This is a genomic window from Pseudomonas fluorescens NCIMB 11764 (genome assembly GCF_000293885.2).
Classification (GTDB): domain Bacteria; phylum Pseudomonadota; class Gammaproteobacteria; order Pseudomonadales; family Pseudomonadaceae; genus Aquipseudomonas; species Aquipseudomonas fluorescens_B.
This window is the reverse complement of record NZ_CP010945.1, coordinates 4120868-4133895: the sequence shown is the minus strand read 5'-3', so window position 1 is coordinate 4133895 and position 13028 is coordinate 4120868. Positions and strand designations below refer to the sequence as shown.

The following is a 13028-nucleotide window of genomic DNA, read 5'->3' as shown; positions in this document are numbered from 1 at the left end:
AAACCTGTGGCGACGGAGCTTTTGTGGCGAGGGGATTTATCCCCGTTGGGCTGCGAAGCAGCCCTAAAACCAGCTACCGCAATAGTTTCAGATTAACCGCGCTCACCGGGTTTACGACTGCTGCGCAGCCCAACGGGGATAAATCCCCTCGCCACAAAAAAGCTCACTTGCCACAAAATCCCCTCACACAAAAGCTCCCCCTCGCCACAGGTCAGTGGAAATCCCGGCTGCGCACATGGATGCCGTCGAGTAGCGGGCTCAAATCACTCAAACGCCCGGCAATCAAATGCCGCACCTCGCCTTCCTTCTCCCAGCGCCCATCGACCTTGAGCAACTGCGATCCGACCAACACCTGCCGTTGCCGATCAGCCAGGTCACGCCAGACCACCACGTTGACGTTGCCGAACTCGTCCTCAAGGGTGACGAAGGTCACGCCACTGGCGGTGCCCGGACGCTGGCGACCGGTCACCAGCCCGGCGACGCTGACCGGTCGGCCATGCTCGACCTCCAGCAGCTCCCTCGAACTGCGGCAACGCCGGGCTTTCAATTCGCCGCGCAACAGGGCCAACGGATGCGGGCCGAGGGTGGTGCCGAGGCTGTTGTAATCCGCCAGCAGGTCTTCGCCGACCGTGGGTTTGGGCAACACCACCGCGTCCTCTTCCTGGCTCGGCAAACCGGCGAACAAACCCAATTGTTTCTGCACCCCCGCCACCTCCCAGCGCGCCCGATGCCGATCACCGGCCAGCCCTCGCAACGCGCCGGAATCGGCCAGTTGCTCCTGCGCACGGGCATCGAGCCGCGCCCGTTCGCCGAGGTCGGCGATGTCGATAAACGCCCCCTTCGACCTCGCGATTTCGATTCGCCGCGCATCGTCTTCGCGAAAACCCTTGATCATCCGCAGCCCCATGCGAATCGCCGGCTGCGCGCCGATAATCGGTTCGAGGCTGCAATCCCAGTCGCTGGCGCGCACGTCCACCGGGCGAATCTGCAAATGATGCCGGCGAGCGTCCTGCAGAATCTGGTCCGGGCTATAGAAACCCATGGGCCAGCTGTTGATCAGCGCGCAGGCGAAGGCTGCCGGTTCGTGGCATTTCAACCAGCAACTGGCATAGGTCAGCAAGGCAAAACTGGCGGCGTGGGACTCGGGGAATCCATAGCTGCCAAAGCCTTTGATCTGCTCGAAAATCTGCGCGGCGAATTCTGGCGTGTAGCCTTTTTTCTTCATGCCTGCAGCAAGGCGATCCTTGTGCGGTTCGAGACCACCGTGACGTTTCCAGGCCGCCATGGAGCGGCGCAACTGATCCGCTTCGCCGGGACTGTAGCTGGCGGCGACAATTGCAATCTGCATGACCTGCTCCTGAAACAGCGGCACACCGAGAGTACGTTTCAACACTTCCCTCAACTCTTCGGAGGGGTAGCTTTCGAGCTCTTCCTTGTTTCGCCGCCTCAGGTACGGATGCACCATCCCGCCCTGAATAGGTCCCGGGCGAACGATCGCCACCTCGATCACCAGGTCATAGAACTTGCGGGGCTTGAGCCTGGGCAGCATCGACATTTGTGCCCGGGATTCGATCTGGAACACGCCGATGGTGTCGGCACGGCTGATCATGTCGTAGGTTTGCGGGTCTTCGGAGGGCACCGTCGCCAGGCTCAAGTCCAGGTTGCGATGACGGCGCAGCAGGTCGAAACAACGACGAATCGCGCTAAGCATGCCCAAGGCCAGAATATCCACTTTGAGCAGCCCGACCGCATCAAGATCATCCTTGTCCCACTGGATGATAGTGCGCTCGGCCATCGCCGCGTTTTCCACCGGCACGAGGCTGTCCAGCGGCTGCTCGGAAATGACGAAGCCGCCGGGGTGCTGGGACAGGTGCCGGGGGAAACCGATCAGCTGTTGCGTCAAGCCCAACACCCGGCGCAGCACCGGGCTGTCGGGGTCGAAACCCCCTTCAAGCAGGCGCTCCACGGGTGGCGTTTCATCACTCCAGTGGCCGCAGCAATCGGCCAGGGCATTGATCTGGTCCGGCGGCAAACCCAACGCCTTGGCCACGTCGCGTACCGCGCCGGCCGCGTGATAGGTGCTGACCACCGCGGTCAGCGCCGCACGGGTCCGGCCATAACGCTGGAACACGTACTGCAAGACTTCTTCGCGGCGTTCGTGCTCGAAATCCACATCAATATCCGGCGGCTCGTTGCGCTCCTTCGAGAGAAAGCGCTCAAACAGCATGTTCATGCGCTCCGGGTCGATCTCGGTGATGCCCAGGGCGAAACACACCGCCGAGTTGGCCGCAGAACCTCGCCCCTGACAGAGAATTTTCTCGCGTCGGGCGAAGGCGACAATGTCCTGCACGGTCAGGAAATAGCTTTCGTACCCCAGCTCGGCGATCAGCCCCAGCTCCTTGTCGATCAGCCCGCGCACCTTCTCGCTCGCGCCTTCGGGCCAGCGCTCGCGAATGCCGCATTCGGTCAACTCGCGCAGCCAGGACGCGGCGCTGTGACCTTCCGGCACCAGTTCGCGCGGATACTGATAACGCAACTGGCCAAGATCAAAGGTGCAACGCCGGGCAATGGTCACCGTTTCATCGAGCAACGCTTGCGGGTAGATCGACTGCAAGGCATCGAGGCTGCGCAGATGCCGCTCGCCATTGGGGTGCAGGCGCAACCCGGCTTCGGCCACCGGCACGTGATGACGGATGGCGGTCATGGTGTCCTGCAAGGCGCGTCGGCCACGGGAGTGCATGTGCACATCGCCGCTGGCCACTGCCGGGATGCGCAGTTCCCGCGCCAGCATCAACAGCTCGTTCAGCCGTCGGCTATCGTCCTGGCCGCGATGCAGCTGGACCGCCAGCCACAGGCGCTTGGCGAACGTCTGTTTCAGCCAATGGCCGCTTTGAAAATCATCGACCGCATCCGGCACCCACAACACCAGCAGTCCCGGCAATGGCTCGCTGAAATCCTCCCGCAGCACCTGGTACTGACCTTTCTGCGTGCGCCGCCGCGCTCGGGTTATCAGCCGGCACAGGTTCTGGTAGCCCTCGAGGTTCTCCACCAGCAGCACCAGTTTCGGACCGTTCTCGATACGCACTTCGCTGCCGATGATCAGCGGCAGTTCCACGGATCTGGCCGCTTGCCAGGCGCGGACGATGCCCGCCAGGGTACATTCATCGGTGATCGCCAGCGCCTGATAGCCCTGTTTTTTTGCCCGCTGAAAGAGTTCAAGGGCGCTGGAAGCACCGCGCTGGAAACTGAAGTTCGACAGGCAGTGCAACTCGGCATAGCCGATGCTCATGCGAACCAGCCCTGCAACCACAACGGGCCGTCCTCACCGACTGCGCGATAGGCCCAGCCCTGCTGGCCGGAACGGGTTTCGATCAGGTAGTAATCGCGGCGCACGTCGCCGCCGTCCCACCAACCGGACTCAATACGCTCCGGGCCCATGAGGATACGCGTCGAACCCTCGTGCACCGCCTGTGGTTCAGTCAACAACCAACCCGGACGCTGCACGCCCGACATCCCCCCGCAACGCTGGCTGTCGGCACTGGCCTGCCACGCACACTCCGGCCGGTGATCGGCCTGGAACCGCAAGCCCTGCACCGCGTCATCCCCCAACCGCGCGCGCAAGCGTTCGCGCAGTTGCTCCCAGGGCAGGGACTGCTGCGGACGATCGTCGAACAGTTCCTGATACTGGGGAACGAAGGCCGGCAAGTCTTCGGCGCGCAGGCGAAAACCGCGCACCGGCGCCTCGACCTGAACCTGTTCCAGGCGCCCTCGGGCCAATTCGAAGAGCATTGCCGGATCGCGCTCGGCGCTGAGCAGACCGACCTTGATCACGCTGTCAGGTAACCCGGCGTGTTCCAGGTGCAGGTCGAAACGTTGCACGCCGCTGTCGCGACCGCACAGGAACGCCGACAGATCGCCGGTCAACCGGCGCAACGGAAACAGCAGCGCCTGATGGGACTGCACGTCAAAATTGAGTTCGATGCGCACATCGAAACGGTCCGGTGGCAGGTAGAACGCCAGGGCCAGTCGCCGCGTGCCAGACAGGGCATCGAGGTGTTTGAGCACCTGAGACTCGAAACGCCGGGCCAGACTGTGCCGGGGCAACGCCTGCACCTGGCTCAAGGTGCGCAACCCCATGCGCGACAACGCCGTGGCGACGCTGGTCTCCAGCCCGATCCGGTCGACGGGCAATTGCCCCAGATGATGCTGCAAGGCCTGGTCGTCGGGCACCACCAGACTGTCATAGGCATTGGCCAGAATCCGCGCCGCCACCGGGTTGGGGGCCGCAACGATCCGGTGCCGAAACCCCAGCTCGCCGAGTTCGGCGCGCAATCGTGCTTCGAGTTGCGGCCAGTCCCCGAACAGCCCCAGGCTGGACTCGATTTCAAACACCACCGCTCGCGGGTAATGCACGCTGACCTGGGAACTGAAGCGGTAGGCCCACGCGGCGAGAAACTGCTGCCAGTGTTCGATCTCGGCAGCGTCGTATTCCGCCGTGACAAAGCCTTTGCTCAACGCCTGGGCGGCGGTCATCGACTGACCGGGTCGCAAGCCCAGCGCCCGCGCCGAAACGTTGACCGCCTGCAACACCCGACGTTGCGCCGGGCCGGTCAGCAGCGCCAGTGGCTCATCGGGGTCGGCGCGCTGACGCAGTACCGCGTCCAGCGCCAATTGCGGGAAAAGAATGCACACCCAGCGCATGGCAACCTCAATGCCCCACGGGGAAGGCAATCGGCGCCGAACGGGCCAGCCCGCCCCGGCACTTGAGCACGCGCAATTGCGCAGGCCTGGCATCGATGGCGATGCGCAGGGCCGCAGGTGAAGGGTTGATGGCCTCATTGAGCGAGCGGTAGGCGAATGCCAGGGTGGAACCGGTTTCCGCCGCCACCTGCAAGCGCCGCAACGCCCGGTCATCAGCCTTGTGCGGCCAGCACAGCACCACGCCGCAACTGCCCGAACGCAGGCATTGTTCCGCCGCCCACAGCGCATCGCGCTCGCTGGCCTGGATGATCGACAACTGGCGCAGATCGACCCCGGCGTTCTGCCACGCTTGCGGATACGGCACGTACGGCGGCGCCACCAGCACGATGCGCTCGCCCGCCGCCGACAACCGTGCCAGCGCCGGCCACACCAGTTGCAATTCGCCAACGCCCTGCCCGGCCAGGAGGATTTCGGTCAGCGCCGCTTCCGGCCAGCCACCCGTGGGCAACGCCGCATCCAGCGCCGCATGCCCGGTGGGTTGCGGGCTGACGGTCGGGGCCGCAGGCCGGCCTTTCCAGACCTGGCCGCCATTGAACAGCGTGTCCAGCGCGACGACGGCCCCCATCACCCTTGCCTCACCAGACCGCAGAACACCCCTTCGATGGCGAGGTCCTGATCGGGATGAACGATGATCGGCTTGTAGGCCGGGTTGCGGGGCAACAGGCGAACAGAATCGCCGACCCGCTCGAAACGCTTGATGGTCACTTCGCCATCGAGCCGTGCCACGACGATCTGACCGTTAAAGGCCTCGGGATTGCGATGCACGCCCACCAGATCGCCGTCGAGAATGCCGTCCTCGATCATCGAGTCGCCCTTGACCCGCAGCATGTAGTCCGGCACCCGCGAAAAAATCGATGGATCAAGCAACAACCGACTGTGCACCTCGGCATCGGCACCGATCGGCGCACCCGCCGCCACCCGGCCGAGAACCGGAATGTCCAGCAACTCGGGCCGTGCCGCTTGCCCGAGCAAGCGAATGCCCCGGGCCTGATGCGGGTTGACCTCGATGAAACCGGCTTCGGTCAGCGCCAGCACATGCTTGCGCGCCACGCTGCGAGAGGCGAAACCAAAGGCCTCGCTGATTTCAGCGAGGCTCGGGGACTGGCCGTGCTCCGCGATTCGATCACGGATAAAGGTCAGGATGGCGGTACGGCGGGGAGTTAAAGTCGTCATGGAGTACATTTGTACTCTTTTGGCTTTTTCCTGGCAAGGGCCTGTAGGAGCTGTCGAGTGAAACGAGGCTGCGATCTTTGGGTTTTTTAGCCGCGCTTGAGAATCTGGTCCATCACCCAGTCGGTTTTCAGAGCCTGTTCGGCTACCGCGGGATGCTGCGCTTCGCCACGAATGTGCGCATTCATGCCCAGCACGTGATGCCACTGGATGTGCTGATGATTGTCGATGTCCAGGCGGAGGGATTCCTCGGCTTCGAGTACCACCGGGTGCTCATCAAAGACCGAAAAGCTGATCCGCCCCTTGCTGCCAATCACCTCGACCCGATCCTCACGACGGTCCGCGACAAAGTTCCAGCAACCCATGCCCATCGCCCCCGACGCAAACCGCCAACTGGCGCTGACGGCGTCTTCAGCGGCATACAATCCAGCCTGCCGCGCGGTAAACCCGGCGACTTCGACGATGTCGCCGAGCAGGTACTGGAACAGATCGAAGCCATGACTGGCGAGGTCGGCGAAGTAGCCGCCACCGGCTATCGTCGGGTCGGTGCGCCAGTTGTCCGCGCCGCCGAGATCAGCAGGCGATGGCGCCTTGGTGAGCGTCCAGGTCAAGTGCCGGACCTCACCGATCCGCCCCTCCTCCAGCCATTGCCGCACTTGCTGGAAGCGCGGCAGCGAACGTCGATAGTAGGACACGAAAAGATGCAGCCCGGCCTCGGCGAACACCTTCTGCATTTCACGGCTCTGCCCGGCATTCAGCGACATCGGTTTCTCGACGCAGCAATGTTTGCCGGCAGCGGCCACCATCAGGGCATAGGCGTGGTGACTGTCGGGTGGCGTGGCGATGTACACCGCGTCCACCTCGGGATCGTTGATCAGCGCTTCAGCGTCGGTGTAGACCCGGGCGATGCCGTGGCGCGCGGCATAATCGCTCACCGCGTCCAGTCGCCGCCCCATCACCGCCACCAACGCCGAGCCGGGTGCCTTGTAGAAGGCCGGCCCACTCTTGCGTTCGGCGACGCTGCCACACCCGATCATGCCCCAGCGCACCACGTTCATATTCACTCCTTGATCGTTACCCGATGCGCAGTGCGCGCAGGTCCAGATGACCGTCCTTGAGCGGCGGGCACCAGTAGTAACCGCCGGTAATCGGCCGGCTGATGCGGTACAAACCGTCGGTGATGCCGTCTTCCAGACCGCTCATGCGCCGCAGTTGCGCTTCGAAGGCATCGAGGGAAAAACCGAACGCCAGGAACATCAGGCCGGCACGATCCCCTTCGATCCACGGCATCGAACGGCGCACCACGAACGCTTCGGGGGCGAAGCTTTCCTGGGCGGTGCGTTTGACGTGGGCGGAGATCGGCGCGTCATCGATTTCTTCGTTGTCGCTCAAGCGACGGCCCATGATGTTGTCCTTCTCATCGGACGGCATGGCGTGGAAGCCTTTGAGGTCATGCTGCCATTGCTGGATCGCGGCGAAGCTGCCACCGACCAGACCGTCAGCGCCTTCACCGACCAGCGCAGCAGCCACGGCGGCTTCATCGTGCGGGTTTTCGGTGCCGTCTTCGTAACCGGTCAGGTCGTGGCCGGTCATGTGGCGGAAGGTTTCGTTCATCTGCACCAGACGCAGGGCAGGCGCCAGCGCGGCTTCGATGGCATTGCTGCGATTGAGCAATTCGCCACGGTCGACGCCATGCAACCAGCACCACAACGCGTGTTGGGTCGACGGATTGTCGACGCCGACGCCGGTCAGCGCCGGAAACGGCCGCAGCCCTCCGATCTGCCCGTGCAGCGCCTTGACCAGGGATTCACCGAAACCGACCACTGCCGATTTCCCGTCCACCAGCTGTGCCAGCTTGTCGAGCGCGGCCGGCAGTGCATCGACGGATTCCAGCGCGAAGAACATATGACGGGCTTGAGGCGGTACTGGGGTGGCGAGAATGCCCGGCTGGTAGTAACTCATATGAACTCCTTAAGAAAGAGCGCGAAGTTTACCCGCAGCGTTCGCCGTTGTGTGTTCTCAGGTCAAAAGATCGCTGGTTCGTGAAATCCGGACTTAAAAAGTCGGGTCAATAAGGCGTATAACCCTTGAAGTGAATTCTGAACTGCAAGCCGCCAGCGCATGGCTTACATCACATGGAGTAGCGACATGACCACTGCACACATCCTCGGCAACCTGTTTCCCGACTCCAGCGACATCCCGGAAAAATACCGCCTCGACGGCCAGACCGAGCAACGTGAATACCTGGTCGACGGCGAACTGAAAACCTGGTCAGGCCCCCTCGCCCAAGTCCGCAGCCCGGTGTACCTGACCGGTGAAAATGGCGACGAACAGGTCATCCTCGGCAGCACACCGCTGCTCGATGCCGACACCGCACTGACCGCCCTCGACGCCGCCGTCCGCGCCTATGACCGGGGCCAGGGCCTGTGGCCGACCATGCGCGTGGCCGAACGCATCCAGCACGTCGAAACCTTCCTCGGTCGTATGCGCGAACAGCGCGACGCGGTGGTCAAGTTGTTGATGTGGGAGATCGGCAAGAACCTCAAGGATTCGGAAAAAGAGTTCGACCGCACCTGCGACTACATCGTCGACACCATCAACGCCCTCAAGGAACTCGACCGCCGCTCCAGCCGTTTCGAGCTGGAACAGGACACACTCGGCCAGATCCGCCGCGTTCCGCTGGGCGTGGCGCTGTGCATGGGGCCTTACAACTATCCGCTGAACGAAACCTTCACCACGCTGATTCCGGCGCTGATCATGGGCAACACCGTGGTGTTCAAGCCGGCCAAGCTTGGCGTGCTGCTGATTCGCCCGCTGCTGGAGGCGTTCCGCGACAGCTTCCCCGCCGGGGTGATCAACGTGATCTACGGCAGCGGCCGCGAAACGGTCAGTGCGCTGATGGCCAGCGGCAAGATCGACATCTTTGCGTTTATCGGTACCAACAAAGCGGCCAGCGACCTGAAAAAACTCCACCCGAAACCGCATCGTTTGCGTGCTGCGCTGGGCCTGGATGCGAAGAACCCCGGCATCGTCTTGCCCGAGGTGGATCTGGACAACGCGGTGAACGAAGCAGTCACCGGGTCCTTGTCCTTCAATGGCCAGCGTTGCACCGCGCTGAAAATCCTCTTCGTCCACGAAGACGTGGTCGAAGCGTTCATCGACAAATTCAATGCCAAACTCGCGAGCCTCAAACCGGGCATGCCGTGGGAAAGCGGCGTGGCCCTGACGCCGCTGCCGGAGTCGGGCAAGGTCGACTATCTGCACGCGCTGGTTGCGGATGCCGTGAGCAAAGGCGCTCGCGTGGTCAACCCCAATGGCAGTGAAGCCCGCGCCTCCTTCTTCTATCCGGCAGTGTTGTTCCCGGTGACGCCGCAGATGCGTGTCTATCAGGAAGAACAGTTCGGCCCGGTGGTGCCGATCGTGCCTTACCGGCATCTGGATACGGTCATCGATTACGTCCTGGAGTCGGACTTCGGCCAGCAACTGAGTATCTTCGGCACCAACCCGGTGGCGGTCGGCCGGCTGGTGGACACCTTCGCCAACCAGGTCGGGCGGATCAACCTCAACGCCCAGTGCCAGCGTGGCCCGGACACCTACCCATTCAACGGCCGCAAGAATTCCGCCGAAGGGACGTTGTCGGTACATGATGCGCTGCGGGTGTTTTCGATTCGCACGCTGGTCGCGACCAAGTTTCAGGAGTCCAACAAAGACTTGATCAGCGAGATCATCAGCGGCCGCAGTTCGAGTTTCCTGACCACCGATTACATCTTCTGAGGACAACGAGCCTGAGCACCTTCAGAACCCAAAGACTGCCACCCCTGTTGCGCCGGGTACTGCGTCCGTTACTGGACCCGTACCGGCGCTATCGCCACGCCAGGCTGATTCACGCAGTGCGCGTATCGCTGGGGTTGCTGGCGACGATCCTGCTGACCACCGGCATCCACCTGCCCCACGGAGAGTGGGCGTCGGTGACGATGCTGGTGGTGATCGGCGGTTTGCAGCACCACGGCAACATCGGCAAAAAAGCCGCCGAGCGCGCCATCGGCACCTTGATCGGCGCAGGCGTGGGCCTTGTGTTGGTGGCGCAACAGGTCTGGCTCGGGATGCCGTGGCTGACCTATTTTGCGATGTCGGTGGTCTGCGGATTCTTCTCGTACCACGCCATTGGCAAGGGGGGCTACACGGCGCTGCTGTCGGCGATCACCGTGTTTATCGTCGCAGGGCATGGCGATAACCCGGTGACCGACGGGCTGTGGCGCGGGGTGGATATCCTGATCGGCATTGCCCTGGCGCTGGCATTTTCCTTCGCCCTGCCGCTGTACGCGGTTTATTCCTGGCGTTACAACCTGGCCGATGCCCTGCGCGATTGCGCGACGGTTTACGGGCGGATCATCAATGGCCAGCCCGTCACCGATGACGAGCACGTGAAGTTGATGAATCGATTGAATGCGGTGATGGTGCAACTGCGTTCGCTGATGCCGTCGGTCTCCAAGGAAGTGAAGATATCCATGACCGAGCTCGATGCGATTCAGCGACATTTGCGGATGTGCGTCAGCACTCTGGAAATCCTCAGTAACACTCGACCGGATACCAATGACCCCGCCGCAATGGCGAATCTGCAATCGGCGCTGAAAGCGGAACATCGGCTGATTCGGGTGCAACTGGTGGGGATGGCGCGGGCGTTGAAGTCCGGCGCGTCGCAACGGCTCAGTCGACCCGCCGAACTGCCGGCGGATTCAAGCCTTGACGAACCGGTCTATAACCCGCTGGACGGCTACCGGTTGTTGATCCGGCAACTGGCCAGCAACATTGGCGAGATGCGCCAGCGTCTGGCCAAGACTGCGCCGCGCTGGAATATTTGAAGGTGTTGTAGAGCGTCGTGATTGCCTGACGAAATGCAGGCTGTCGCGGAGAAAGGTTCGACGACGCCATTAACTACACCTCGCTGCACGCAATAAGCTTTTTTTGATAGTCAGAACAATCCCCACCATTAGAATAACTGATGCTTATGGAAGGTTTAAATTATTCAACTAAAAGGAATTAGTTTGCCAAGCAATAGCATATTCCGCCCTCACGCCCCCTCCTCTTCATTTACGTTGGCGAATGCAAACGCCAAACACGAAAACAATCAGCCCGAACATGAAAAAATAGCCGGCCAATTACTTCAAGCTTCCAATGTAACAGAGTCGATAATAATCCTTGATCCAGCTTTCGCATCCGAGCTAAAAAATCGAACCACAGCCTTCATCAACAAAATAACTGACTGCCAGCCTGCACATTTTTTAAAAGAACCTGATATCGCTACCACGATTCTGGGGCAGTTCAGTACCACCAGCACAATTCCGAATCGCTTTCGCCCTATCGAGGGTTTGAGCCATGCAGAAAAAACGGACTACAAGCAGGTATCAAATGCGGAACAAACCAACATTCTCCGCTGCAACCTCCTATCATTAATAGACGAAGACCTGCAAGAGGCATTCAAATCGATCCTGAACGAATGGGAGATGTTCGGGCTATCGGCATGCGAAATTGATTTACAAACTTACGGAGACTTCAAGACACTCTATGATGAAGTAATGGAAGAACATGCCATCATAAAAGAGGATTACTCAAAAGTTGACTTCTCTGCCCAGAACATAAAATCCAAAATTACTGACATCCGTTGCCTCAATGCAAAATTGACACCGTTACAGATTTTTAAAGCGGCGTACCAACTCGGCGACATACCTGCTGTTGCAAATTTTCGTTTCATGGACAATCCCGCCAGCAAAGACGATGGCAAATATAGAGAATGGATGTTTCACTTCGACAACAGTAACTATGCTGCCGAGTTCAAGCTGATCACTACTCGTATAACAGACACGTTAAAAGCGAACCAAGAGCAATGCCTCGCAGCCTTCCCTTACAACACCAGCCAATTCATTCGTTTTACCGGCACTGAAGCAGCGACAAAATTTCCAACAATGGAAATACTGGAAAATGAAATCAGCCATGTTTCGGACGCACGTTATGTAGTCATCAAGAATCCACATAATAACACTCCAATCGAGACCGGAATCCGGACCGAAATGATCGCGCATCATCGTTCAGCCAGTAATAAAGAGGGGCTGGATCAAGGCGAGCACAGAAGTGCCGAATTAATGACATTTCATGGTATTGGCCGCTGCCAACCTTTTCTTTCCTCACAAGAATTAGACCATGCCACGACGCTTACGCCCTTGCAAACTTTCGTATTGGGTGGTTTTAAGAACAGCGACCCTGAAAAATTCATCGAATACATGACTCTTGAAAAGCAGGCTGTTAACAATCAACTGCATGAACTCATCAAAGCAAACCGAATCAAGTCCATAGAAAGTATAACAGTTGCAAAATTCAGCCCTGCTGGCACGGTCGTGGTAAACGAAGCTGTATTCAAAAAGCAAATGGACACTTACGACAATCTCCCAGAAGTCATTGAACAAATTCCTCGCCTGACAGGAGGCAGCGACGACCTGAAAAAAACCGTCTTCCAAATGGTCCCGATGCTAATGAACTTCGACCAGAATGCCGAGTTAAAACCCGACTGTTCGGAAAACAGAGCTTTTCCAGCCCGTACCCAGATTCGAGAGAGAACCAACGAAGGCTTCTGCGCGCCTTTGCGTCGAGATCTGGAGCAGGTGCAGTTTAATATCCACCCAAGCTACCTGCTTCGAATGGATGAAATCATCGACATTGCGAAAAACATCCATGAGCTTTACAGGGATCACTCTGCAATACTTAAGGAACGCCCACACGACAAACAGCTCTTGCAATTATTTGAAAGTCGAGCAGAACTAGCAAAAGAATACACAAACCAACTGCCATCAAGAGCGTCACTCCCTGAAACGCACCAGACACTTTCTCTTTTTATTTATTACATGATTGACGACCTCGACAAAGCGGCTCAATCACTGCTCGCAAACAATATCAAAATGAACGCTGACCAAATGAACAGGGTAAAAGATGCGCAATGTAAAATATTGCAGCACTTTGTTACCCACCGTCTGTTCAATGACAGCATCCCACGCTAAGACCAGTCCGCCACCGCTATCAATATAAGCATCAAAAGCAATCAGCCA

General features: G+C 59.7%; 9 protein-coding genes. 3 read left to right on the top strand and 6 right to left on the bottom strand.

Annotated elements, in window-relative coordinates; genetic code table 11:
- Positions 1-211: 211 nt before the first annotated feature.
- From B723_RS19065 to B723_RS19040, 6 genes are all read right to left on the bottom strand, one after another.
- Entirely contained in the window at positions 212-3310 is a 3099-nt protein-coding gene (locus B723_RS19065; RefSeq protein ID WP_162491067.1) for an error-prone DNA polymerase, read from the bottom strand.
- Positions 3286-4701 (bottom strand): Y-family DNA polymerase, encoded by a 1416-nt coding sequence (locus B723_RS19060; protein ID WP_017339200.1) that lies wholly within the window; start codon positions 4699-4701, stop codon positions 3286-3288. The genes B723_RS19065 and B723_RS19060 overlap by 25 nt, the downstream gene beginning before the upstream one ends.
- A 7-nt stretch (positions 4702-4708) precedes the next feature.
- Positions 4709-5326 carry a translesion DNA synthesis-associated protein ImuA gene (gene imuA, locus B723_RS19055; protein ID WP_017339201.1) on the bottom strand — a complete coding sequence of 206 codons (618 nt, stop codon included), beginning with the start codon at positions 5324-5326 and terminating at the stop codon, positions 4709-4711.
- The gene (lexA, locus tag B723_RS19050; RefSeq protein ID WP_017339202.1) at positions 5326-5943 is read right to left on the bottom strand and encodes a transcriptional repressor LexA; all 618 of its coding nucleotides are present in this window, start codon (positions 5941-5943) and stop codon (positions 5326-5328) included. The genes imuA and lexA overlap by 1 nt, the downstream gene beginning before the upstream one ends.
- A 77-nt stretch (positions 5944-6020) precedes the next feature.
- Complete coding sequence (locus B723_RS19045; protein ID WP_017339203.1) at positions 6021-6989, bottom strand: Gfo/Idh/MocA family protein; 969 nt, start codon at positions 6987-6989, stop codon at positions 6021-6023.
- A 16-nt stretch (positions 6990-7005) separates the two neighbouring features.
- Positions 7006-7893, bottom strand: a complete 888-nt coding sequence (locus B723_RS19040; RefSeq protein ID WP_017339204.1) for a Dyp-type peroxidase — start codon at positions 7891-7893, stop codon at positions 7006-7008.
- A 186-nt stretch (positions 7894-8079) separates the two neighbouring features.
- Here B723_RS19040 and B723_RS19035 point away from each other — a divergent pair, with 186 nt between their 5' ends.
- The 3 genes from B723_RS19035 (at position 8080) to B723_RS19025 (ending at position 12980) form a co-directional block, all read left to right on the top strand.
- The gene (locus tag B723_RS19035; protein WP_017339205.1) at positions 8080-9705 is read left to right on the top strand and encodes an NADP-dependent glyceraldehyde-3-phosphate dehydrogenase; all 1626 of its coding nucleotides are present in this window, start codon (positions 8080-8082) and stop codon (positions 9703-9705) included.
- A 44-nt stretch (positions 9706-9749) separates the two neighbouring features.
- Complete coding sequence (locus B723_RS19030; RefSeq protein ID WP_031318975.1) at positions 9750-10793, top strand: FUSC family protein; 1044 nt, start codon at positions 9750-9752, stop codon at positions 10791-10793.
- Positions 10794-10976: 183 nt separating this feature from the next.
- On the top strand, positions 10977-12980 hold the full coding sequence (locus B723_RS19025) for a hypothetical protein (protein WP_017339207.1): 2004 nt from the start codon (positions 10977-10979) through the stop codon (positions 12978-12980).
- The last annotated feature ends 48 nt before the right edge of the window (positions 12981-13028 follow it).

What these genes read in the sequence shown, in the direction of transcription:
- B723_RS19060 (WP_017339200.1), bottom strand. Translation starts at nt 4,701, where the DNA reads ATGCGCTGGGTGTGCATTCTTTTCCCGCAATTGGCGCTGGACGCGGTA.
- imuA (WP_017339201.1), bottom strand. Translation starts at nt 5,326, where the DNA reads ATGGGGGCCGTCGTCGCGCTGGACACGCTGTTCAATGGCGGCCAGGTC.
- lexA (WP_017339202.1), bottom strand. Translation starts at nt 5,943, where the DNA reads ATGTACTCCATGACGACTTTAACTCCCCGCCGTACCGCCATCCTGACC.
- B723_RS19045 (WP_017339203.1), bottom strand. Translation starts at nt 6,989, where the DNA reads ATGAACGTGGTGCGCTGGGGCATGATCGGGTGTGGCAGCGTCGCCGAA.
- B723_RS19040 (WP_017339204.1), bottom strand. Translation starts at nt 7,893, where the DNA reads ATGAGTTACTACCAGCCGGGCATTCTCGCCACCCCAGTACCGCCTCAA.
- B723_RS19035 (WP_017339205.1), top strand. Translation starts at nt 8,080, where the DNA reads ATGACCACTGCACACATCCTCGGCAACCTGTTTCCCGACTCCAGCGAC.